The sequence below is a fragment of the Nocardiopsis sp. YSL2 genome, assembly GCF_030555055.1.
Classification (GTDB): Bacteria; Actinomycetota; Actinomycetes; order Streptosporangiales; family Streptosporangiaceae; genus Nocardiopsis.
Genome location: NZ_JAMOAO010000001.1, coordinates 670,482 through 693,744, shown reverse-complemented (window position 1 = coordinate 693,744; position 23,263 = coordinate 670,482). Strand labels below are relative to the sequence as shown.

The window sequence follows — 23,263 nt, the reverse complement described above, 5'->3', positions numbered from 1 at the left end:
CCACCGGGGGGACGCCCTTCTCCGTTCAAGAAGGGCACAGGACATGGACGTCATCGAGGTCATCCGCGCCAAGCGCGACGGGGCGGAGCTGACCCCGGAGCAGATCGACTGGGTGATCGGCGCCTACACCCGCGGCGAGGTGGCCGAGGAACAGATGTCGGCGCTGGCCATGGCGATCTACCTGCGGGGCATGAACCGGACCGAGGTCAGCCGCTGGACCCTGGCCATGCTGGCCTCCGGCGACCGGCTCGACTTCTCCGACCTGGGTCGGCCCACCACCGACAAGCACTCCACCGGCGGCGTGGGCGACAAGATCACGCTGCCGCTCACCCCCACCGTCGCCGCCTGCGGGGCCGCCGTGCCGCAGCTCTCGGGGCGCGGGCTCGGCCACACCGGCGGCACGCTGGACAAGCTGGAGTCCATCCCCGGGTGGCGGGCGGAGCTCTCGCCGGAGGAGATGCGCGGGGTACTGGACACCACCGGTGGTGTCATCTGCGCGGCCGGGACCGGGCTGGCCCCCGCCGACCGCAGGCTCTACGCGCTGCGGGACGTCACCGGCACCGTGGAGTCGATCCCGCTGATCGCGGCCTCCATCATGAGCAAGAAGCTCGCCGAGGGCACCGGTTCGCTGGTGCTGGACGTCAAGGTGGGATCGGGCGCGTTCATGAAGGACGTCGCCTCGGCCCGCGAGCTGGCCCGCACGATGGTGGACATCGGCAACGACAACGGGGTGCGCACGGTCGCCCTGCTCACCGAGATGGGCACGCCCCTGGGCCGTGCGGTGGGCAACGCGCTGGAGGTGGCCGAGGCCGTGGAGGTGCTCTCCGGCGGCGGTCCGGCCGACGTCGTGCGGCTGACCGTGGAGCTGGGGCGCGAGATGCTGGCCGCCGCGGGTCTCACCCCCGGCGAGAACGGCGTGAAGGACCCGGCCGAGGCGCTGCGCGACGGCAGCGCTCTGGCGTCCTGGGAGGCCCTGGTGCGGGCGCAGGGCGGTGACCCCGCGGCGCCGCTGCCGCAGGCGGCCGAGCGCCGGGTGGTGCTAGCGCCGGGCTCAGGGACGCTCACCCGGCTGGACGCCTACCAGGTGGGGCTGGCCGCCTGGCGTCTGGGCGCCGGCCGGGCCCGCAAGGAGGACGCGGTGTCCTTCGGCGCCGGGGTGACCCTGCACGCCAAGCCCGGGGAGGAGGTGGCGGCGGGCGAACCGCTGTTCACCCTGCACGCCGACGATCCCGAGCGCTTCGACCGCGCCGCCCAGGCCCTGGAGGGCGCCTTCGACATCGGGGCCGCCGCCTCCTTCGAGGAACGCCCCCTGGTCATCGACCGCGTCGCCTGAGGGCGCGCCGTCACGTGAGGTCGGCCGCTCGCGACAGCCAGCGGCCGGCCTCGACGGCCTCGCGCACGCTCTCGTCCCGGACCCGCTGGATGGCGATCAGTTCGGTGGCGTCCGGTTCGTCCTCGACCCGCGCGCACGCCTCGGCGAGGTGGTCCCCGTAGGCATGGTCGCGTGCGCGGGTGCGCTCGACCTGTTCCCATTCCCGCTGCTTGTGGGCGGCCCGGGACACCGTGTCCCCGTAGGCCCGGATGGTTCGCACGCGCTGCTCGGCGACGTCCATGGCGGCGCGTACCGCCTCGGCCTGGGGTCGGAGGGCCGCTCTGACGGTCTCGGACACCGCGGCGCGGGAGCGCGCCCGCAGTTCCTCCCGCAGTTCGGTCTGCGTGCGGAGGAACCGTGCCAGCCGCCACTCCTGCTCGGCGAGGGCCCGGGCGGCTCCGGCTCCGTCGAAGTGCGCTCCCAGGACCGGTGCCTGTCCGTCCACGTCGCGCCTGACCGAGCGGACGCGTTCGAGCAGCCGTCTCTCTTGCGCGCCGAAGTCCTGGGACACCAGGTAGCGGCCGTGGTAGGCCGCGGGCAGCCGTTGACCGTGGTACCAGCGCGCCAGGCGGCCCGTCCCCACGAGGCCGGCCAGAGCGGCCACGGAGGTGACCGTGACGACCATGCCCGTCGGACCCAGCCAGCCGGACGGGGCGACGAGCCCCGCCGCGGCGATGAGCGACAGCAGGCCGGACACCGGCCCCCGGTCACGCAACACCGCGAACGAGCCCACGGCCAGCAGGACCAGGCTGAGGACCATCAGGGTCGCCAGGACGTGGGCGGTCAGGAAGAGGACGGCCGCGGTGAGGGCGGCGGCGGCCAGAAGCCCGGCCGCCGCGACCGCGACCAGGGAGGGCAGGAGCGGGACCCGCGGTCGGGCGGGCGCGTCGTCCGCGCGCAGGAGCCGGCCGGAGCGTGCGGAGAGGGCGGCGATGCGTCGCGGGCCCAGCGCCGGATCGAAGAACGGGCCGACGGACTCCTCCTGCGCCAAGGTCTCGGACACCGTCGCCGCCTCCCGTCCGTGCCGGGACGCCGGTCGTCCCGTTCCGCCGCGTGAACGTGCAACAGTCTGCCGTGTCGGGTGTCAGGCGCGCGCGGTGACCCGGATCTTCGACTGGCCGTGCGGCCGTTCCTCCCAGTCCCGCATGAACCGGGCGGAGAGCCCGTGCCGCTCCGCGAGGGACAGCAGCGTGCTCGTCCGGTAGTAGAAGTCCTCACGCAGGACGTGGTGCTCCGTGCCCTCGGTGCGGTCGAAGGTGAAGTCGAAGAAGCCGCCGGGGGCCAGGACGCGGCCGACGTGGGCCAGGCACTCGTCGATCACCTCGATCGGCGAGTGGGAGAAGACGCTGTGCGCGTGGACGACGTCGAAGTGGTGCTCGGGCAGGAAGTCGAAGGTCAGGTCGCGGGTGACGGTCAGGTGGGGCAGCTTGTCCTGGAGCCCCCGCGCGACCAGTTCCTTCTTGGCCTCGATCACGATGTCGGGCGAGATGTCGATGCCGTAGTAGCCGCCCGCGTCCAGGTAGGAGATGACTCGCCAGCCGGCCCTCAGATTCCCGCAGCCGATGTCCAGGAGCCGGTGCTCCGGCCGCAGGCCGTGCTCGACGAGGTAGTCGAACTGCATCTTGCCGAGTGCGAGCCACCGCTCCTCGTTCCGGCTGCCCACGGCCGCCTTCGGGTCGCGCGCGATGTCGGAGGCCATCACCGCGCGGTAGTAGGCGACGTGGTCGCGGTGGAGGAACCGCAGGCGAAGGTCGCGTGCCCCGCGCCGGACGTAGGGCAGGATCCGGCCGGGATGGCGCGCCGCCCGCCGGATCCTGTGCCGCCAGGACGCGCGGTTCACACGAAGGGATTCGGCCGTCCTCGTCGTCATGGTGTCCCCCTCGGAGCCGGTGCCGGTGCCCTCACACCGTGTACACGGTTCCGGTTGTAGCAGGTGGGACGCTCTTCGGAACGGACGCCCGGGCCCGCGCGGGTGTCGCGTGGACGCGACGGGCCCGGCTCGACCGAGCCGGGCCCGTGGAGTCGGGGTCAGCCCATCGGCATCATCGGGGGCTGCTCCACGCCCGCGGGGACCATGACGTAGGTCGCGACCGCGACGAGGACGAACAGCAGACCCGTGATCAGCGTCGCCGACGCCGTCCACCGGGCCCAGGTACGGGTTCCCGCGCCGGACAGCACGAGGGAGAGCACCGCGAAGAGGACGGTGATCGCGGCCATCGCGCCGCTGGTGGTGATCTGCGTGTTGAGCTGGGCCACCTGCGCGACGGCGACCTGCTGGTCGCCGATGGAGGCCACGGTGGCGAAGAGTTCGACCAGCCGGCCCGAGAGCATGGTCAGGATGAGCAGGAAGAGCGCGACCAGGCTGAAGGTCTCCGAGGAGAGCGCGCCGCCGGGGCGGGGATCGAGCATGGTCGCGGCCGCGGGCTCCTCCGTTCCGGTCGCGGCCTCTCCGGTCGCGCCCGGCCCCTCCACGGCCGTCTCCTCGACGGCCACCTCCTCCGTGGTGGCCGAGTCAGCCGCGGTGCTCGGCTCGGTGGCGGTCTCCGCGTCCTCGTCGGGCCGTGGTGTGTTGTCAGTGGGACCGTTGTTTTCTGGTGAGGTACTCACGCCGCCAACGTACCCACGACTTCCCGTAAACCCCGCCTAAGAATCGCCTGGTCAGCCGAGGACGGCTCCGTTCTCGCCGCGCGTGACCCGGTCGGCGGCCGCGCGATCGTCCCGCACCGTGGCCGGTGCGCGGGCCAGGTGCGCGTCTGCGAGTCCTGGGGCGTCCGTGCCCTCCGGCCGCATCGGCCGCATCGGCCGGTCCCGCGGCTCCGGGCGGACCGTCGGCTAACCGGCGGCGGGGACGCTCACGAGGGTGATGACGGCGAGGGCGACGAACACCGTGCCCGCCAGCACCGTCGCCGAGGCGCCCCACCGGGCCCAGGCCCGGGTCCGGGCGTTGCCCAGGAACAGCGAGAGCGCGCCGACCAGCACGGCCAGGGCGCTGAGCCCGCCCGCCACGGTGATCTCGGCGTTGAAGAGCGCGACCTCCTCGGCCGTGGCCGTCCCGGCGTCGGTCAGCCCGAACCAGGCGAAGAGCGTGAACAGGCGCGAGTTCACGATGACGGGGCCCAGCAGGAGCAGCCCCAGCCCGCTGAAGCTCTCGGCGGAGAACACGCCGCCCAGGGCGGGCACGGGCGAGACCGGCGTGCCCGAGACGAAGGCGCCGCTCGCGTCCGGGGTGGCGGCGTCGATCGTTCCCGACGCGTCGGACGCGGCGGAGGTGTCGGTCGCTTCGGGAGAAGAGGAAGAGGCGGGGGCCTCACCGGGGGTGCTGGTGTCTTCCTTGGAGGTACTCACCGCGCCAAACTACCGTGCCGCTCTCCCCACCTCCGAGAGGTGCAATCCACTCTCTGTGGCCACATTCGGCCATACCGTGACCACCCAGGCTAAAACAATCACCGATGCTTGTTTTTTGGTGTGTCCGGTGTCACTCTCATCAGCATGACTGCGACACCAGCGCCCCCGCTGCGGGTCGGGAACGCCTCCGGCTTCTACGGAGACCGCCTCGCCGCCGTCCGCGAGATGCTCCAGGGCGGACCGGTCGACGTCCTCACCGGCGACTACCTGGCCGAACTGACCATGGCCATCCTCGGCCGCGACCAGCTCGCCGACCCCTCCCGCGGCTACGCCCGGACCTTCCTGCGCCAGATGGGCGAGTGCCTCGCCTTCGTCATGGAGCGCCGGATCAGAGTGGTCACCAACGCCGGAGGCCTCAACCCCCGCGGGCTCGCCGAACGGCTCACCGAGCTCGCCGAGGGCCTGGGGTTCGATCCCCGCATCGCGTGCGTCACCGGCGACGACCTCCTGCACCGCGCGGAGGAGCTGCACCTGGGATCGCCCCTGACCGCCAACGCCTATCTGGGGGCCTTCGGTATCGCGGCCTGCCTCGACGCCGGCGCCGACATCGTGGTCACCGGACGCGTCACCGACGCCTCCCTGACGGTGGGGCCCGCCATCTCCCACTTCGGCTGGACGGACGCCGACCTGGACGCCCTGGCCGGGGCCACCGTCGCCGGGCACGTCATCGAGTGCGGCGCCCAGGCCACCGGCGGCAACTACGCCCTGGCCGACGACCTGCTGGGCGCCGGACACCGCCTCGACCACCCCGGCTTCCCCCTCGCCGAGATCCACGCCGACGGCACCTCCGTCATCACCAAGCACCCCGGCACCGGCGGCGCGGTCACCACCGGGACCGTCACGGCCCAACTGGTCTACGAGATCGCCGGTCCCCGCTATCCCGGCCCCGACGTCACCGCGCGCCTGGACACCGTCCGCCTCACCCAGGAGGGGCCGGACCGGGTCCGGCTCAGCGGCACGCTCGGGGAGGCGCCACCGCCCGACCTCAAGGTGGGGCTGACCGGCCTCACCGGCTTTCGCAACGAGGTCGAGTTCCTCATCACCGGCCTGGACGCCCGCGTCAAGGCCGACCTCGCCGAGGCCCAGCTGCGCGCGGCCCTGGACCACCGCCGCCCCGGGGAGCTGAGCTTCGAGTTCGCGCCCGCGGAGGACCCGCACGGACCCACCCAGGACGCGGCGACCGCCCGCCTGCGCGTGGTCGCCCGCGACCACGATCCCGCCACCGTCGGCCGCTCCTTCGGCGCCGCCGCGGTCGAACTCGCGCTGGCGAGCTACGCGGGTCTGCACCTCACCGCGCCGCCGCGCGAGGCCCGCCCCGACGGGGTCGCCGTCACCCACGCGCTGGTACCCGCGGCCGAGGTCGAGCACACCGCGGTGCTGCCCGACGGAGACCAGGTCACCGTGCCCCACCCCGCGCGCACCCGGGAGGCCACCGAACTCCCCGAACCGCCGCCGCCCCCGCCCCCCGCCTCAGAGGCGCCCCTGCGCGAGGCTCCCCTGGGCGCGGTCCTGGGCGCCCGCAGCGGCGACAAGGGCGCCGACGCCAACCTGGGCGTGTGGGCGCGCGACGAACGGGCCTGGCCCTGGCTGGTCCACACGCTGACCACCGACCTCCTGCGCGACCTCCTGCCCGAGACCGCCGACCTCAGGATCACCCGCCACCTGCTGCCGAACCTGTACGCCGCCAACTTCTGGATCGAAGGGCTCCTGGCCCCCGGGAGCGCCCGGCGCGAGGGCCCGGACCCCCAGGCCAAGGGGCTGGGGGAGTGGCTGCGCGCCCGCCTCGTCCTGATCCCCGAGGACCTGCTGCCGCCACCTCCGCCCCCCGGACGCGGGGGGCGACGGCCGTGACCGCCCCTTTCACCCCCGACGGAGAGCCGATGCCCGCCCCCGTACTCGCCACGCGCCTGGACACCTCCGCGCCCGCCTACGCCGAGGCCCGGGAGTCCATGCTCGCCCAGCTCGCCGAGATCGAGACCGAGCACGCCAAGGCCCTGGCCGGCGGCGGGGAGCGCTACGTCCAACGCCACCGTGCCCGCGGCGGCCTCCTGGCGCGGGAACGGATCGAACTGCTCCTGGACACGGGCAGCCCCTTCCTCGAACTGTCCCCGCTGGCCGCCTGGGGCAGCGACTTCCAGGTCGGCGCGAGCGTCGTCACGGGCGTCGGGGTCGTCTCCGGTGTCGAGTGCGTCCTCATCGCCAACGACCCCACCGTGCGCGGCGGCTCCAGCAACCCGTGGACCCTGCGCAAGTCGGCCCGGGCCGCCGAGATCGCCGGGGCCAACCGGATGCCGCTCATCAGCCTGGTGGAATCCGGTGGTGCCGACCTGCCCACCCAGAAGGAGATCTTCGTCCCCGGCGGACGCACCTTCCGCGACCTGACCCGGCTCTCCGCCGCCGGGGTGCCCACCATCGCCCTCGTCTTCGGCAACTCCACCGCCGGGGGCGCCTACATCCCCGGCATGAGCGACCACGTGGTCATGGTGCGGGACCGCTCCAAGGTGTTCCTGGGCGGCCCGCCGCTGGTCCGGGCGGCCACCGGCGAGGACAGCGACGACGAGTCCCTGGGCGGGGCGCGCATGCACGCCGAGGTGTCCGGGCTCGCCGACCACCTGGCCGAGGACGAACACGACGCCCTGCGCATCGGGCGCCGGATCGTCGCCCGCCTGAACCACCGAAGACCCGCGGCCGTCGCCCACCACCCTCAGACGCCTTCGGCGCGGCACCACCCGCTCCGGCCCGCCGGATCCGCGCCCGAACCCCTCCACCCCGCCGAGGAGCTCCTGGGAGTGATGCCGCCCGACCTGCGGGTGCCGGTCGACCCGCGCGAGGTCATCGCGCGCATCGTCGACGGCTCGCGGTTCGACGAGTTCAAGCCCTCCTACGGCGGCGGCCTCGTCACCGGCTGGGCCGATCTGCACGGCTACCCCGTGGGCATCCTGGCCAACGACCACGGCGTGCTGTTCAGCGCCGAGGCGCACAAGGCCGCCCAGTTCATCCAGCTCGCCAACCGCGCCGACACCCCGCTGGTCTTCCTGCACAACACCACCGGCTACATGGTCGGCCGCGAGTACGAGCAGGGCGGCATCATCAAGCACGGCGCGATGATGATCAACGCCGTCTCCAACAGCACCGTCCCGCACTTCTCGGTGCTCATCGGCGCCTCCTACGGCGCCGGCCACTACGGCATGTGCGGGCGTGCCTACGACCCCCGCTTCCTGTTCGCCTGGCCCAGCGCCCGCTCGGCCGTCATGGGGCCGCGCCAGCTCGCCGAGGTCCTGTCGATCGTCGCCCGCCAGTCCGCGGCACGCAAGGGCGAGCCCTTCGACGAGGACCAGGACGCGGCCCTGCGCGAGATGGTCGAACGGCAGATCGAGGCCGAGTCGCTGCCCCTGTTCCTGTCCGGCCGGGTCTACGACGACGGCGTCATCGACCCCCGCGACACCCGCACCGTCCTGGGCCTGTGCCTGTCCTTCGCCCACAACGCACCCGTGACCGGCACCGACCGCTTCGGCGTCTTCCGTATGTGAGGCCAGAGTGAACGACCTACCCGGGCCCGTGCCCGCCACCGCCCCCGTCACCACACTGCTCGTCGCCAACCGCGGGGAGATCGCCCGCCGCATCCTGAGCACGTGCCGCGCCCTGGGCATCGCCACCGTCGCCGTCCACGCCGACACCCCCGAGGAGGCCGCCGCCGCGCACGTGGCCGAGGCCGACACCGCCGTCCGCCTGCCCGTCCCCGCGGGCCGGGGGCCGGTCGCCGCCTACCTGGACCCCGACGCCCTGGTCGCGGCGGCCCGCACGGCCGGCGCCGATGCCGTCCACCCCGGGTACGGGTTCCTGTCCGAGAGCCCCGATCTCGCCCGCGCCGTCACCGCGGCCGGACTGACGTGGGTGGGGCCCGCGGCCGAGGCCATCGAGCGGATGGGCGCCAAGACCCGGGCCAAGGACGTCGCCCGCGCGGCCGGGGTGCCCGTCGCCGCCGCACTGGACCCCGACGACGTGCGCACCGAGCACCTGCCGGTCCTGGTCAAGGCGGTCTCGGGGGGTGGCGGACGCGGTATGCGCGTGGTCCGCGACCTCGCAGACCTGCCCGCGGAGGCCGCCGCCGCCCGCACCGAGGCCGCCTCGGCCTTCGGCGACCCCGCCGTGTTCTGCGAGCCCTACGTCGAACGCGGGCGCCACGTCGAGGTCCAGGTCCTGGCCGACGCCCACGGCACGGTCTGGGCCCTGGGCGAGCGCGACTGCTCCGTGCAGCGCCGCCACCAGAAGGTGATCGAGGAGACCCCGGCCCCCGGCCTGTCCGAGGATGTGCGCGCGCGCCTGCACGAGGCCGCCCGCCGGCTGGCCCGCGCCATCGGCTACACCGGGGCCGGGACGGCCGAGTTCCTCGTGCCCGTGGGAGAGGGCACCGACCCCCTGGGCGCGCCCGTCTTCCTGGAGATGAACACCCGCCTGCAGGTCGAGCACCCCGTCACCGAGTGCGTCACCGGCCTGGACCTGGTCGAGTGGCAGATCCGGATCGCCGAGGGCGAGCCCCTGCCCCCGGGCGGACCGCCCGCTCCGCGCGGCCACGCCGTCGAGGCGCGCCTGTACGCCGAGGACCCCCTCGACGGCTGGCGTCCACGCACCGGCACCCTGTACACCTTCGACGTGCCCGCCACCGTCCGTCGCGCCCCGCTCACCCGGCCCGGAGTGCGCCTGGACAGCGGCGTCGAACCCGGCGACACCGTCGGTACCGACTTCGACCCGCTCCTCGCCAAGGTCGTCGCCCTCGGCCGGGACCGCCGCGACGCCGTACGCCGTCTGACCGCCGCGCTGGCCTCCGCCCGCGTTCACGGTGTGGGTACCAACCGCGACCTGCTGGTGCGGGCCCTGCGCCACCCCGCGTTCGCCGACGCGCACACCGATCCCGCCCGGCTGCACACCGGGCACCTGACCGGCGACCGGCTCACCGCCCTCGCCCAGCCGCTGGCCGACCCCGCGACCCGGAGCCTGGCCGCGCTCGCGGCCACCCTCGCCGAGGCCGAGGAGAGCCGCACCGGCGCCACCGTCCCCGCGGGCGTGCCCGCCGGCTGGCGCAACCTGCCGTCCCAGCCGCACACGCGCCGGTACACCGCCGCCGGTACGGGCGGCGGAGCCCCGTCCACCGGACACGGGGCTGAGCGGGCACCGGACGCGGGCCCAGGGGCCGGCGCGGGGGGTGGGACCGACGGGAGCCGCGTGAGCTCGGCGTACCGCAGCGTGCGCGGGTCCTACGTCCCCGACCTGCCGGGCGTGCGCGTGCTCGCGGCCGCCCCCGGCCGCGTGGTGCTGGAGGCCGACGGCCTGCGCCGCACCTTCACCGTCCACCGCGCCGGCGGCGAGGTGTTCGTCGACTCGCCCCTGGGCTCGGTCACCCTGACCCCCGTCGACCCGCTTCCGGTCCCCGAGCCCGCCGTCACCCCCGGAGCCCTGCCCGCGCCCATGCCCGGCACCGTCACGGCCGTGGACGTGTCCGTGGGGGAGAAGGTGCGCGAGGGCCAGACGCTCCTGCGCCTGGAGGCCATGAAGATGGAGCACCGCGTCACCGCGCCCGCGGCCGGCGCCGTCCGGGAGCTCCCGGTCGCGCCGGGGCAGAGAGTGCCCGCCGGAGCGCTCCTCGCCGTCCTCGACCACGCCGTCCTCGACCACGAAGGGCCGACCCCGTGACCGCTGCCATGACCTTCAACGAACCGGCCGAACGCGTCGAGCTGCGCTCGGCCGTCGCCGCCCTGGCCGCCGAGTACGGCTCCGACTACTACAGAGCCAGGGCCCGGGAGGGCGCCTACCTCACCGACCTGTGGCGGGCGGCGGGCGCCCTGGGCTACCTGGGCGTGAACCTCCCCGAGGAGTACGGCGGCGGAGGCGGCGGCATCGGCGACCTGGCCGCCGTCCTGGAGGAGCTCAGCGCCGCCGGGTGCCCCACCCTGATGATGGTCGTCTCACCGGCCATCTGCGGCACCGTGCTGTCCCGGTTCGGCACCGACGACCAGCGCGGGCGCTGGCTGCCCGGCCTGGCCACCGGTGAGACCATCATGGCCTTCGCCATCACCGAGGCCGACGCCGGATCCAACGCCCACAACATCACCACCACGGCCCGACGGGACGGCGACGGGTGGGTGCTCAACGGGCGCAAGACCTTCATCTCCGGTGTGGACGTCGCCGACGCCGTCCTGGTCGTGGGCCGCGTCCAGGACGAGTCCACCGGCCGGCTCAGCGCGGCGCTGTTCACCGTCCCCACCGGCACCCCCGGTTTCGAGGCCCGGCCCATCGAGATGGACCTGGTCAGCCCCGACCACCAGTTCCAGCTGTTCCTGGACGACGTCCGCCTTCCGGGCGACGCCCTGGTCGGCGATCCCGACGCGGGACTGCTCCAGCTCTTCGCCGGACTCAACCCCGAACGCATCATGGCCGCCTCCCTGGCCACCGGCTCGGCCCGCCACGCCCTGGACCTCGCGGTGGCCTACGCCAAGGACCGCAGGGTGTGGCGCGACACGCCCATCGGCGCCCACCAGGGCCTGGCCCACCCCCTCGCCCAGGTGAAGATCGAACTGGAGCAGGCCCGGTTGATGACCCAGCACGCGGCTCTCCGCTACGATTCCGGCGACGACGCGGGGGCGGGCGAGGCGGCCAACATGGCCAAGTACGCCGCGGCCGAGGCGTGCGTGCGCTCGGTCGACCAGGCCGTCCAGACCCTCGGGGGCAACGGCCTGGCCAGTGAGTACGGGCTCGGCGCGGCGATCGCCGCCGCGCGCCTGGCGCGCATCGCCCCGGTCAGCCGGGAGATGGTGCTCAACTACGTGGCCCAGCAGTCCCTCGGCCTGCCCAAGTCGTACTGAGGCGAGGACGGGAAGGGGCGCCGACGTGGACGCCGGTCGCGAACCACAGCAGGAACGCAGCAGGGCCACCCGCGCCCGGCTGCTCGACGCGGCCGTACGAGTGCTGGCCGAGCGCGGAGCGGCCGGTGCCACCGTGGGTGCGGTCGCCGAGGAGGCCGGGGTGTCCCGTGGCGCCGCCCAGCACCACTTCCCCACCCGTGAGGACCTGTCCCTGGCGGCCCTGCGGCACATGCTGGACCGGCGCGGCGAGGAGCTCAGGCGCGGGGTGGCCGCCGTCCCTGAGGGGGCGGGGCGCACCGAGGCCGTCGTGCGGATGGTCGTGGACGCCTTCAGCGGCGTGGACTTCCGCGCCGCCCTCCAGCTGTGGGCGGCCGCCGCCAGCGATCCGGTCCTGCGCGAGCGCGTCACGCCACTGGAGGAGCGGATGGGTCGGGAGGTGCACCGGGCCGCCGTGGACCTGCTCGGCGCCGACGAGTCGGTCCCCGGGGTGCGCGAGACCGTGCAGGCCACCCTGGACCTCGCCCGCGGCCTCGGGCTGGCCAACCTGCTCACCGACGACGGCCCCCGGCGGGCCCGGATCGTGCGCCAGTGGGCACTGACCCTGGACGGCGTCCTGGCCCGGCCCCCGGGCGGATCCTGATGCGCCGACGACGACCTGCACCGATACGAGCCGACCGGCCACCGCGAGTCGTCGCGGTCGGCCGGTTGTCTATCATCGCAAAGGCGGGGCAAAAACCGCGGTGACGGTGTGTTCGACGGACGGCGCGGACGGGGCGGTGTGACGGTGAGTGCGGACACGGGCAGGGACCTGCCCGGCCTGGCCAGGAGGACGACGGACGCGTTCGAGGAGAGCGCCACGCGACGCAGGGACCGCGACGCGCTGATGGACGACGCGTTCGCGGCGCTCTTCGAGCTGTACCGGGCGACCACGCGCGCCGAACGCGAGTCCCCGGCCGGGCAGAACCTCAACGCCGCGCTCGCCCGGCTCCTGGTGTCGGGTAACAACCCCGACCGGCTGGGCCTGTACGTGGTGCGCACCCAGACCGCGGCCGAGAACGGTCGGCACGAGGGCTACCGGCCCGCCTGCTGGCGGCGGTCCATGCTCCAGATCCTGGGCGAGGAGTTCGTCCCCTGGGAGACCTTCCTGCGCCCGGGCGACCTGGAGGCCCTGCCCCGGATCGACGACGCCCTGGTGGCGGTCGCGGCCGAGGCGAGCCCGGTCAGCGGCGAGGAGGTGCCCGCCTGGGTGCCGGAGTCGCACTGGTGGTGGTGGGAGCCCGCGCGCCAGCGCGGCGAGGCCGCCCCCGACCGCGCCGACAGCGGCCCCCTGGACACCGTGGCGGGCGAGTAGCCGCCCCGGGCGGACCACCGGCGCCCGAGCGCGGTGCGGACGGGTCGGCGGACACCGGACCCGCCCCGCGCCGTGCCCGGAGGCGGCCGGCGACCGGGCCGTGCCGACGCCTCCTCTCACCGATCGCCCTCCGCGGAACCCGAACGGCGGGCGATCAGCGACCGGTACCAGTCGAAGGAGTCCTTGGGGCGGCGCCGCTGGGTCGCGTGGTCGACGTGGACCAGGCCGAAGCGCTGGTGGTAGCCCTCCGCCCACTCGAAGTTGTCGGTGAGCGTCCACACGAAGTACCCGCGCACGTCCGCCCCGCGCTCACGCGCCCGGTCCATGGCCTGCACGTGCCCGGCCAGGTAGGCGATCCGCTCCGGGTCGGCCACGCCGCCGCCCGCGTCGACCTCGTCCGGCTGCGAGCAGCCGTTCTCGGTCACGTACATCGGTACGAGCGCGTCGCCGTAGCGGTCGCCGAGCAGGAGCAGCAGGCGCTCCAGGCCGTCGGGTACCACCGGCCACCCGAACGCCGTCGTGGGCACCCCGGTGATCTCGGCGAAGTCGAACGGCAGCGCCGACCCGTGCGGGGGAGCGGCGATGAGCGTGGGGTTGTAGTAGTTGACGCCCAGCCCGTCCGCACTGCCCGCGATCGTCGCCAGGTCCCCCTCGCGCACGGCGTCGATCCCGTCCGCGCCGAACGCGCCCAGGTCCGGGTAGGCGCCGGTGAGGACGGGATCGGTGAACAGGCGGTTGTGCAGGGCGTCGTAGGCGCGGGCCGCCGCCGCGTCGGCCTCGCTGCCGGTGGCCGGGCCCACGGGGGAGTAGTTGTTGGTGAGCAGCACCTCCAGCCCGCGTGAGCGCAGTGCTCCGGCGGCCAGTCCGTGCGCGAGGAGCTGGTGGTGGGCCACCGTCAGCACGTCCGGCACGTCCAGCGCCCTGCCGGGTGCGTGGACGCCGAACGCGTGCCCGTAGGCCATGTGCACGACCGGCTCGTTCAGCGTGATCCACCGGCGTACCCGGTCGCCCAGGCGGTCGGCGACCGCGGCGGCGTAGTCGGCGAAGGCCTGGGCGGTTCCGCGCGCGGACCACCCGCCCGCCTCCTCCAGCGCCTGCGGCAGGTCCCAGTGGAACAGGGTCGGCACCGGCTCGATACCCCGTTCCGCCAGGGCGTCCACCAGGCGGTCGTAGAAGTCCAGGCCCGCCTTGTTGACCGCGCCGCGCCCCTGCGGCACCACCCGCGGCCAGGAGACCGAGAACCGGTAGGCGTTCACCCCCAAGCGGTCGAGCAGGTCCACGTCCTCGGCCCAGCGGTGGTAGTGGTCGCAGGCGGTGGCGGGGCTGTGGCCGTCGCGGACGGCGCCCGGCCGCGCGCTGAAGACGTCCCACACGGACGGGGCGCGCCCGTCCTCGGCCAGGGCCCCCTCGACCTGGAACGCGGACGAGGCCACTCCCCACAGGAACGGTGACGGCACGGTCGACTCCTTCTCCTCGTTCGGGGTCACGCGACCCCCCGGATCTTCCAGACCAGCGCGGCCCCGAGCAGGGTGACCACGCCGCAGGCGGTGTACAGCACCGGGTAGCCGCCCAGGTACACCACGATCGGTCCGGCCAGGGCCGGGGCGATCACCTGTGGTCCGGCGCTGGCGATGTTGACGATCCCCAGGTCCTTGGCCCGGCCCAGGGCGGTCGGGAGTACTTCGGTGACCAGGGCGTTGTCCACGGAGAGGTAGACGCCGAAGCCCATCCCCAGCACCACGGCGCACACCAGGCTCATCGTCCAGGTGGGGGCGAGGGCCAGCAGGAAGGCGGGCACGGCCATGACCACCCCGGACAGGCACACCAGGGCCCGGCGGCGCCCGAGGCGGTCCGACACGGCCCCCGCCACCACGGTGGTGGCGACGACCGCCGCCGTGTAGACGAGGATCAGCACCAGCAGCCCGTCGGCCGCCGACGAACCCGGGAACAGGTCCTCGTAGCCCACGCCGTCGCGCAGGAAGTACAGCAGGTACAGCACGAACATGGCGTTGCCCGTCTGCATGAGGAAGCGGGTCAGCCAGGCCCAGCCGAAGTCGGGATGGCGGCGCGGTGACACCCAGAACCCGCGGGTGAACTCGCGCCACGGGGGGCGGGCCCCGTGCGGCAGCGGTGGGTCGGGGGACAGCAGGGCGAAGGGCAGCGCGCACGCTGCGGTCAGGACGCCGATCAGCGTGTACCCCGGCGCGATCCCGGTGGTCACGACGGTGACCAGCAGGACCGCGGCCACCACGCCCGCCGACTGGGGGATGCCGATCCACCCCGAGACGGCGCCGCGCTGGCGGACCGGTACGTGGTCGGGGACGGCGGCGAGCAGGGTCGCGTTCAGGCAGGACAGTGCGGTCTGGACGAGCGACCAGCCCACCATCACACCGGCGACGGTGTCCTGGCGGCCCAGGACCACCAGGCCGATCCCGCCGAGGACGGCCCCCGCCACCACCCAGGGGCGGCGGCGCCCGAAGCGCCCGGTGGTGCGGTCCGAGAGCGCCCCGGCCAGGGGCGTGGCGACCATGGCCAGAGCGGCGCCCACTCCGGTCACCCAGGCCAGAGCCGTCTCCTTGGCCTCGGGGGCGGCCAGGCCGATCTGCTCGGGCAGCAGGACCTGGAGGGGGCCGAAGAAGGCCATCCACATGCCGAGGTTGGCCAGGCTGAGGCCGGCCACCCACAAGGCGCGGACGGGACGTCGGGGTTCGGCGAGCGCGGCGACGGGGGCGGGGCCGGGCGTGGGGGGTTCGGGCGTGGGCTGGGGCGCGGGGGGCGTGCGCACGTGTGACCTGCCTAACGTGAATTTGCTTCATGTTAGGCAGTGGGGGCGGCGAGCGGAAGGCCTGGACGCGCGCGAACGCGGAGAGCGCTCCGGCGCAGCGGTCGACTTCGGCTCGCGGGTTCCCGGTGCCCGCGCTCGGGGCCGTACCCGCGTGACGCGTGAAGGGAGGTGCCATCGCCAACCGGATCATCGTCACCTGGCGCGACGAACCCCAGGAATCGGAGCACGGCGGTGCCCCGGAGCCGGAGGGCCCGGCCGGGACACTCGACCAGGCCCGCATCTTCCGCGAGTTCCAGCGCGACGACCGGGCCGCGCTGCGCCACGTGCGCTCAGCGCTGCGCAGACACGGAGACCACGCTCGGACGGTGGACGCGGCCCTGGCACCGGCGCTCCTGGACGAGCCCGGTCAGGTCGCGGACACCGCCGCGCCCTCGCCCTGGCGGGCGTGCTCGGCGCCCAGGGCGATGGGCGCGCCCAGCCACTCGTCGCGCAGGCCGAAGGCGTCCGCCAGCGTGACCGCGTAGGGGCGCAGGCCCCGGCACAGGTCGTTGACCGCCTGGGTCACCGCCTTGGCCCGGGACGTCGACAGGCGCTCGTGCTCCAGGAACCACGCGCGGTTCTCCTCCGCGACGGAGAGCACGTACAGGTCGCACAGGCGGTTGAGCAGCTTGGCCGTGGACTGGTCGCCGCAGCGGTCGATCCCCGCCACGAACGCCTCCAGCACCACGCGGTCCATGTGCGCGCGCCCGGCGGTGAGCACGTGGTCCTGGGCCCGGTTGAACACGTCGAAGGCGTCGCTGCCGTCCTTGCGGGCCCGGCGCAGGCGTCCGGCGAGCCCTTCGATGACGTGCTGCTCCCGGTCCTCCAACAGCTCCAGCTGCCAGCCGCGGTTGTACAGGCTCGTCTCGGTGCCGCGGCCCGGAGCGGCGGCCACCAGCCGTTCGATGAGGGGGGTCGCGGCGGTGCGCTCGATGACCGCCTCCACGAACCGGCCGGCGACGAACTTGACCAGTCCGAGCTGGTCGAGGTCGCCGAAGTAGTCCTGGAAGTTGGTCAGCAGGCCCTTGGTGAGCTGCTGGAGCAGGACGGTGTTGTCGCCCTCGAACGTGGTGAAGATGTCGGAGTCGGCCTTGAGCTGCGGGATGCGGTTCTCGGCCAGGTATCCGGCACCGCCGCAGGCCTCGCGGCAGGTCTGGATGGTGTCGGTGGCGTGCCAGGTCGCGATCGCCTTCAGCCCGGCCGCGCGCGACTCCAGCTCGCGCTGGGCGTACTCGTCGCGCTCGCCGCGCTCCTGGGCCCCGTAGAGCTCGTGCAGCCGGGTGACCAGCTCCTCCTGGGCGAAGTGCAGCCCGTAGGTGCGCGCCAGCGCGGGCAGCAGCTTGCGCTGGTGGGCGAGGTAGTCCAGGATCCGCACCTCCTCGGACCGGCCGTCGGCGGCGGGGCGGGCGAACTGGCGGCGGGTGTCGGCGTAGCGCACCGCGATCGCCAGAGCGGCCTTGGTGGCGGTGCCCGCGCCCCCGGCCACGCTGATCCGGCCGCGGATCAGGGTTCCGAGCATCGTGAAGAAGCGGCGGTTCTGGTTCTCGATGGGGCTGGTGTAGGTGCCGTCGGCGGCCACGTCCCCGTACCGGTTGAGCAGGTTCGTGCGCGGGACCCGGACCCGGTCGAACCACAGACGGCCGTTGTCCACGCCGTTGAGCCCGGCCTTGGCGCCGCAGTCCTCGATCCGCACGCCCGGCATCGGGCGGCCCTCGGCGTCGCGGACGGGGACCATCAGGGCGTGGACACCGTGCTCGGCGCCGTCGGTGTTCAGCTGGGCGAAGACCACCGCCATCCGACCGTCCCTGGCGGCGTTGCCGATGTAGTCCTTGCGCGCCGACTCGTCGGGCGTGTGGACCACGAACTCCTCGGTGGCGGGATCGTAGGTGGCGGTGGTGCGCAGGTGCTGCACGTCCGATCCGTGGCCGGTCTCGGTCATCGCGAAGCAGCCGGGCAGGTCCACCGACATCACGCCGGGCAGGTACTCGGCGTGGTGCGGCTCGGTGCCCAGGGCGCGGATGGCGCCGCCGAACAGCCCCCACTGCACGCCCACCTTCACCATGAGTGACAAGTCGCACACGAGCATCTCGAACGCGACGACCGAGGCGCCGATGTCGTCGGACCCGCCCACGGACTCGGGGAACCCGTAGCCGGGTACCTCGGTCCCGGCCAGGGCCTTGAGCTGGGTCAGCACGCGCGCGCGGTGGTCGTCCACCGACAGCCCGGAGACGGGGGCGAACTCGTCGCCGCGCAGCAGGTCGCGGGCGCGCTCGCGCACTCGTGCCCAGCGCCCGTCCAGCAGACCGCGCAGTTCGGCCTCGTCCACCTTCAGTGCCTGATCGGTCATGGTCTCCCCCTGCGATTCGACGCGGCTCCCACGTGCCTACCACTCCCCGGTCCTCGCGGAGAGCGGGAACACGCCCGGGCCGCGGGTACGAGTCACACGATAGGCGTGCGGCGGGGGCCGGACCACGGGGGCCCGGGCACCGCGCGCCGGGACCGGCCGCCGGGGCGCCGTCCGCCGCGCCGGGGCGGGCGCACGCACCCGACGGAGCGGGCGGCCTGCTCACCCGGGCGGCACGGGGCGGCGGTCTCAGACGGCGACGGCGGCGGTGTCGCCGAGGCTGCGCAGCAGGCCGTCCAGGGACAGGCCCAGGGCGTCGGCGATCGCCGCGACGGTGAAGAAGGCGGGGGTCGGGATGCGGCCGCCCTCGATCTTGCGCAGGGTCTCGACCGAGATGCCGGCCTGGTGGGCGACGTCGACCATCGTGCGTCGGCCCCTGGCCTCGCGGAGCAGCCGCCCCAGCAGCCGGCCGCGGGCGATCTGCTCGGGGGTCAGCGGTTCTCGAACCATGCGACGAGTCTATCCACGCATTTCTATACCGGTAGCCCCGAAAAACTCGCCGGGGGTAGCCTTTCCGCGCGCGTCGAAGGCCCGCACCGCACGTCGAAGGCCCGCACCCCGTGGTGCTCCATGACGCCCCGGGTGGAGGGATCGGACCTCTCCCAGTGCGTCAGGACCGGCGCCGACCGCTCACACCAGTCCGGGAACGGCCAGCTCCAGGGTGCCGCGCTCGGCGTCGAGCTCGGCGGGCACGCCCAGGGGCACCGTCAGCTGGGCCGGGCAGTGCCCGAACTCCAGACCCCACAGCACCGGTACGCCCAGCGGCTCCAGGCGTTCGCGCATCAGGTCGGCGATCACACCGAGGTCGGGCGGGCAGTCCGTCCACGTGCCCAGCACGACCCCGGCCACCCCGTCCATCCACCCGGTGCGCAGCAGGTGCGTGAGCATCCGGTCGATCCGGGCGACGTCCTCGCCGATGTCCTCCAGGATCAGCAGTCCGTGGTCGGCCGACAGGCGGCTGTGCGGGGTGGCCAGGCCGTCGTTGAGCAGGCTGAGGTTCCCGCCGAAGGTCACGCCGCGGGCCCGCCCGGGCACCAGGGCGTGCGCGCCCGGCGACGTCAGTACCATGCGCTGGTCGGGGGCGAAGAGCGTCGTGTGCAGCTCGTGCTGGGCCTGCGGGTCGCCCACGAAGTAGCGCGTGCCCACGACGGGGCCGTGGACCGTTCCCACGCCCAGTTCCACGGCGAAGGCCTCGTGCAGCGCGGTGACGTCGCTGAACCCGACCAGCGCCTTGGGCTCGGCCCGCCGCATCGCGTCGAAGTCCAACAGGTCCAGGGTCCGGTGCGCCCCGTCGCCGCCCCGGACGCAGAACACCGCGGCCACGTCCGGATCGCACCAGGCCGACTGGAGGTCGGCGGCGCGCACGGCGTCCTCACCCGCCAGGTAGGGCAGGCGGGCATGCCGCTCGCGTACGTGCGGTGCCGGCTCGACGCGCAGGCCCCACTCGCGCAGCACCGCGACCGAGGCGTCCAGCTGGGCGGCCGGGACCGGACTGCAGGGCGTGACCAGCCGGACCCGGTCGCCGGCGCGCAGCCGCGGCGGCCGCGTCAGCGCGGGCACCCCGCGCGCGTGCACCGTTCTGCCGGCCGGAGCCCCCCGCACGCCGTAGACCCCGGTCGCGGCCCGCCGCCCGCCACCACCCTCAACGGACGCCTCCGGCGCAGCTCCACCCACTCGTCGTCCCCCATCGTCGGCTCATCGGTTCACTCGTTCGGACGCCGCCCGCACCCGAATCGTTCCGGGGGCGGGCGGGCCCGGTCAGGCTCGCAGGAACGTGTCCAGCACGCGCACCCCGAACCTGAGACCGTCCAGCGGAACCCGTTCGTCCACGCCGTGCAGCAGCCCCGTGTAGTCCAGCCCCTCGGGCTGGCTCATCGGGGAGAAGCCGTAGCAGTCGATGCCCAACCGCGCGAAGACCTTGGCGTCGGTGCCGCCCGCCAGACACACCGGTACCACCTGGGCCTCGGGGTCGTGCGCGCGCAGGGCGGCGCCGATCGCGGCGAACGCCGGGCCGTCGACGGGCGCCGCCACCGTCGGAGACCGGTGCGCGTACTCCCAGTCCACGCGGTCGCCGGTCAGTGCGTCCATGGCGGACTCGAAGGCCGCCTCGGCGCCCGGCAGCACGCGTCCGTCCACCGCCGCGGTCGCCTCGCCGGGCACCACGTTCAGCTTGTACCCCGCCGAGAGCATGGTGGGGGTGGCGCTGTTGCGCACCGCGGGGGCGATCAGCGGCGCCGCCTCGCCCAACCGGGCGACCAGGGAGTCGACGGCCTCGTCCGTGGCGGTGTCGCCGGGCGCGCGCTCCACCCCCAGCGCCTTGGCGACCGCGTCGATCGCTTCGAGGGTCACCGGCGTCAGGTGGGACGGCCACGTGTGCCGGTCGATCCGGGCGACCGCCGCCGCGAGCGCGCCCACGGCGTTGTCGCGCGGGGGCCGGGACCCGTGCCCGGCCGTGCCACGGGCACGCAGGGTCAGCCAGGCGCTGCCGCGCTCGGCGGCGCCCACGGGGTAGAGCCGGACCGGGCGGCCGTCGGTGCCGCGCGCGTGCACGGTCTCCCCGCCGCCCTCGCCGATCCCCACGGAACAGCCCTCGAACAGGTCGGCGTGCTCGCGCGCCAGCCAGTCGGCTCCGTAGGCGGCGCTGTCCTCCTCGTCGGCCACGAACGCCAGGACGAGGTCGCGGCGCGGCCTGAGACCGCGGCGGGCCCAGTGGCGTACCACGGCGGAGACCATCGCGACCGTGTTCTTCATGTCCACCGTGCCGCGACCCCACAGCGCGGGGACGCCCGTGACGGGGCAGTCGGCGATCTCACCCGCGAAGGGCGGCAGAGTCCAGTCGCCGGCGTCGGCCGGGACCACGTCCAGGTGGCCGTGCACGAGCAGGGCCGGGGCGGACGGATCGGTGCCGGGCACACGCACGACCACGTTCGCGCGGCGCGGGGCCGACTCCAGGACCAGCGGTTCGAGCCCGGCCTCGCCGAGTGCCGCCGCCGTGTACTCGGCGGCGGCCCGCTCATCGCCCTGTCCGCCGCCGCGGTTGGTGGAGTCCCGGCGCACGAGATCGCGGGCCAGGAGGATCGCGTCCTCCCCGGCCTCGTCGAGACCGGCCTCGGGGGACGTCACGGTGTGGACCACGTGAGCGGCCTCGCTCTCCGGTGGATGGGTGCCAGCAGCGGGAGAGGGTCCCCCGGTCCAGTCTTACCCGTAGTGCGCTTCCATTGCCTGGGAAACGAGAGTAGTCACCGTCTTGAAGCAGCGGATCATCTCGTAGGCGTCGGGCGAGGTGTAGCGGACGCGCCGCGCTCCCACGCGGGTCACACCCGGCACCAGCGCGGCGGCCTGGGCGAGGTGGGCGGCGTCGACCTCCACCTCCACCGCCCGCGCACGCGGCTCGTCGGGGTCCAGCCGCCCGGCCAGGAGCATGGCGGCGCGCGCCCCGGCCCTGATGTCCTCCGCCGTGCGCGCGGGCGGACGGCAGCGCGCGGCGTAGCGGCTCACGTGGTCCTTGACCGCGACGGTCCGCGCGAAGGGGGCGTATCCGGCGGCGTCCTCACAGGTCAGGTCGTCGCCGGTGACGAGGATGACGGGGGTGCCGTACTCCGCGACCACCGCGGCGTTCAGCCGGCCCTCGCTCGCGGGCTCTCCGTCCAGCCACACGCCGGTGATGGCGTTGGGCAGGTAGGTGTGGGCGAGCACGCCCTCGTCGCCGGCGCCGCAGTGGTAGCCGAGGAACACCACCCCGTCGCAGTCGCCCGCCTGAACGCCCTCGACCATGGACAGGTCCTTGTGGCGCCCGGTGACCATGGTCGCGTCCTGGTGCAGGTCCTCCAGGAGGAGGTTGCGCATGGTCGAGTGGGCCTCGTTGACCAGTACCTCCTCGGCCCCGCCCTCGAACAGGCCCGCCACGGCCGCGTTCACGTCGCCGGTGAACATCGTGCGGCAGCGCCGCCACTGCTCGGTGCCCGGCTCGACGTCGGCGGGCCACGTGACGCCCGTGGCCCCCTCCATGTCGGCGGAGATGAGGATCCTCATCCGGCGACACTAGGCCATCCCGTGCGCGCGGTCACCCTGCCGCCCGGCGCCCCGCCCCCGCGGTGGTCCGCGGTGCGGGGGCGGGGCCCGGTGTCACGGCAGGGTGAGGATCTCCGCGCCGGAGTCGGTGATGACCAGGGTGTGCTCGAACTGCGCGGTCCAGCGGCGGTCGGCGGTGACGGCGGTCCAGCCGTCGTCCCACATGTCGTACTCCACCGCGCCGAGGGTGATCATCGGCTCGATGGTGAAGGTCATCCCCGGCTCCATGACGGTGTCCGCGCGCGGGTCGTCGTAGTGGGGGATGACCAGGCCGGAGTGGAACTCCGGGCCCACGCCGTGGCCGGTGAAGTCGCGCACCACGCCGTAGCCGAACCGCCGGGCGTAGGACTCGATGACCCGGCCGATCACGTTGATCTGCCGCCCCGGACGGCAGGCCTTGATCGCGCGCATCGTCGCCTCGTGGGTGCGCTCGACCAGGAGCCGGTGCTCCTCGGTGACGTTCCCGGCCAGGAACGTGGCGTTGGTGTCGCCGTGCACCCCGTCCTTGTAGGCGGTGATGTCGATGTTGACGATGTCGCCGTCGGAGATGACGGTGTCGTCGGGGATGCCGTGGCAGATGACCTCGTTGAGCGAGGAGCACAGCGACTTCGGGTAGCCCTTGTACCCCAGCGTGCTGGGGTAGGCCCCGTGGTCGAGCAGGAACTCGTGGCCGATCCGGTCCAGCTCGTCGGTGGTCACGCCGGGCTCGACGTTCTTGCCGACCTCCTGCAGCGCCCGTGCGGCGATCTGCGAGGTGGCCCTGAGCTTCTCGATGGTCTCCGGGGTCTGCACGTCGCCCAGGACACCCTCCACGGGGTACTTCTGACCGACGTACTCGGGCCGGACGATGTGGGAGGGAACCGAGCGTTGGGGCGATATGCGCCCAGGAACCAGCGGAGTAGTCATGAGATCCGATTGTAGTTCGTGGGTACCCCCGGACGGTCTCGTCAAGTGCCCGCTCCACAGGGGTGTGAGG

At 74.1% G+C, this 23,263-nt stretch carries 20 protein-coding genes; 8 read left to right on the top strand and 12 right to left on the bottom strand.

The window, feature by feature from the left end; translation table 11 throughout:
• Window positions 1-43: 43 nt before the first annotated feature.
• A complete protein-coding gene (locus M1P99_RS03020; protein WP_304451158.1) occupies window positions 44-1,333 on the top strand; it encodes a thymidine phosphorylase in 1,290 nt (429 codons plus the stop codon).
• Window positions 1,334-1,343: 10 nt separating this feature from the next.
• Here M1P99_RS03020 and M1P99_RS03015 read toward each other — a convergent pair whose 3' ends face one another.
• The 4 genes from M1P99_RS03015 to M1P99_RS03000 all read right to left on the bottom strand — a co-directional run bounded on the left by M1P99_RS03015 (window position 1,344) and on the right by M1P99_RS03000 (window position 4,717).
• Window positions 1,344-2,375, bottom strand: a complete 1,032-nt coding sequence (locus tag M1P99_RS03015; RefSeq protein WP_304451157.1) for a hypothetical protein — start codon at window positions 2,373-2,375, stop codon at window positions 1,344-1,346.
• An 81-nt stretch (window positions 2,376-2,456) separates the two neighbouring features.
• Window positions 2,457-3,242, bottom strand: a complete 786-nt coding sequence (locus tag M1P99_RS03010) for a class I SAM-dependent methyltransferase (RefSeq protein ID WP_304451156.1) — start codon at window positions 3,240-3,242, stop codon at window positions 2,457-2,459.
• 158 nt (window positions 3,243-3,400) lie between these two features.
• Entirely contained in the window at window positions 3,401-3,979 is a 579-nt protein-coding gene (locus M1P99_RS03005; protein WP_304451155.1) for a hypothetical protein, read from the bottom strand.
• A gap of 225 nt (window positions 3,980-4,204) precedes the next feature.
• Window positions 4,205-4,717 (bottom strand): hypothetical protein, encoded by a 513-nt coding sequence (locus tag M1P99_RS03000; RefSeq protein ID WP_304451154.1) that lies wholly within the window; start codon window positions 4,715-4,717, stop codon window positions 4,205-4,207.
• Window positions 4,718-4,837: 120 nt separating this feature from the next.
• Here M1P99_RS03000 and M1P99_RS02995 point away from each other — a divergent pair, with 120 nt between their 5' ends.
• The 6 genes from M1P99_RS02995 (at window position 4,838) to M1P99_RS02970 (ending at window position 12,988) form a co-directional block, all read left to right on the top strand.
• Entirely contained in the window at window positions 4,838-6,628 is a 1,791-nt protein-coding gene (locus M1P99_RS02995) for an acyclic terpene utilization AtuA family protein (RefSeq protein ID WP_304451153.1), read from the top strand.
• 29 nt (window positions 6,629-6,657) lie between these two features.
• Window positions 6,658-8,307: an acyl-CoA carboxylase subunit beta gene (locus M1P99_RS02990; RefSeq protein WP_304451152.1), complete on the top strand. Its 1,650-nt coding sequence runs from the start codon at window positions 6,658-6,660 to the stop codon at window positions 8,305-8,307.
• A 7-nt stretch (window positions 8,308-8,314) separates the two neighbouring features.
• Window positions 8,315-10,468: a biotin carboxylase N-terminal domain-containing protein gene (locus M1P99_RS02985; RefSeq protein ID WP_304451151.1), complete on the top strand. Its 2,154-nt coding sequence runs from the start codon at window positions 8,315-8,317 to the stop codon at window positions 10,466-10,468.
• Window positions 10,465-11,637 carry an acyl-CoA dehydrogenase family protein gene (locus M1P99_RS02980; protein ID WP_304451150.1) on the top strand — a complete coding sequence of 391 codons (1,173 nt, stop codon included), beginning with the start codon at window positions 10,465-10,467 and terminating at the stop codon, window positions 11,635-11,637. The genes M1P99_RS02985 and M1P99_RS02980 overlap by 4 nt, the downstream gene beginning before the upstream one ends.
• Before the next feature lie 25 nt (window positions 11,638-11,662).
• Entirely contained in the window at window positions 11,663-12,277 is a 615-nt protein-coding gene (locus tag M1P99_RS02975) for a TetR/AcrR family transcriptional regulator (RefSeq protein ID WP_304451149.1), read from the top strand.
• A gap of 138 nt (window positions 12,278-12,415) precedes the next feature.
• Window positions 12,416-12,988 (top strand): hypothetical protein, encoded by a 573-nt coding sequence (locus M1P99_RS02970; protein ID WP_304451148.1) that lies wholly within the window; start codon window positions 12,416-12,418, stop codon window positions 12,986-12,988.
• A gap of 116 nt (window positions 12,989-13,104) precedes the next feature.
• Here the strand turns inward: M1P99_RS02970 and M1P99_RS02965 are convergent, their stop codons facing one another.
• The gene (locus M1P99_RS02965; protein ID WP_304451147.1) at window positions 13,105-14,445 is read right to left on the bottom strand and encodes a GH1 family beta-glucosidase; all 1,341 of its coding nucleotides are present in this window, start codon (window positions 14,443-14,445) and stop codon (window positions 13,105-13,107) included.
• A gap of 26 nt (window positions 14,446-14,471) precedes the next feature.
• The gene (locus M1P99_RS02960; RefSeq protein ID WP_304451146.1) at window positions 14,472-15,773 is read right to left on the bottom strand and encodes an MFS transporter; all 1,302 of its coding nucleotides are present in this window, start codon (window positions 15,771-15,773) and stop codon (window positions 14,472-14,474) included.
• A 158-nt stretch (window positions 15,774-15,931) separates the two neighbouring features.
• Here M1P99_RS02960 and M1P99_RS02955 point away from each other — a divergent pair, with 158 nt between their 5' ends.
• Window positions 15,932-16,297 (top strand): hypothetical protein, encoded by a 366-nt coding sequence (locus M1P99_RS02955; protein WP_304451145.1) that lies wholly within the window; start codon window positions 15,932-15,934, stop codon window positions 16,295-16,297.
• On the opposite strand, the gene M1P99_RS02950 is transcribed toward M1P99_RS02955, so the two are convergent.
• The 6 genes from M1P99_RS02950 to map form a co-directional block, all read right to left on the bottom strand.
• Window positions 16,180-18,159, bottom strand: coding sequence for an acyl-CoA dehydrogenase (locus tag M1P99_RS02950; protein WP_304451144.1), 1,980 nt, complete (start codon window positions 18,157-18,159; stop codon window positions 16,180-16,182). The two genes, M1P99_RS02955 and M1P99_RS02950, sit on opposite strands and share 118 nt — an antisense overlap.
• 246 nt (window positions 18,160-18,405) lie before the next feature.
• Entirely contained in the window at window positions 18,406-18,666 is a 261-nt protein-coding gene (locus M1P99_RS02945; RefSeq protein ID WP_304451143.1) for a helix-turn-helix domain-containing protein, read from the bottom strand.
• Window positions 18,667-18,846: 180 nt separating this feature from the next.
• Window positions 18,847-19,818 (bottom strand): LD-carboxypeptidase, encoded by a 972-nt coding sequence (locus M1P99_RS02940; RefSeq protein WP_369696578.1) that lies wholly within the window; start codon window positions 19,816-19,818, stop codon window positions 18,847-18,849.
• 156 nt (window positions 19,819-19,974) lie between these two features.
• A complete protein-coding gene (locus M1P99_RS02935) occupies window positions 19,975-21,339 on the bottom strand; it encodes a M20/M25/M40 family metallo-hydrolase (protein WP_304451141.1) in 1,365 nt (454 codons plus the stop codon).
• A 75-nt stretch (window positions 21,340-21,414) separates the two neighbouring features.
• Window positions 21,415-22,248, bottom strand: coding sequence for a M55 family metallopeptidase (locus M1P99_RS02930; RefSeq protein ID WP_304451140.1), 834 nt, complete (start codon window positions 22,246-22,248; stop codon window positions 21,415-21,417).
• Between the two features lie 93 nt (window positions 22,249-22,341).
• Window positions 22,342-23,193 (bottom strand): type I methionyl aminopeptidase, encoded by an 852-nt coding sequence (map, locus tag M1P99_RS02925; protein ID WP_304451139.1) that lies wholly within the window; start codon window positions 23,191-23,193, stop codon window positions 22,342-22,344.
• Between the last annotated feature and the right edge of the window lie 70 nt (window positions 23,194-23,263).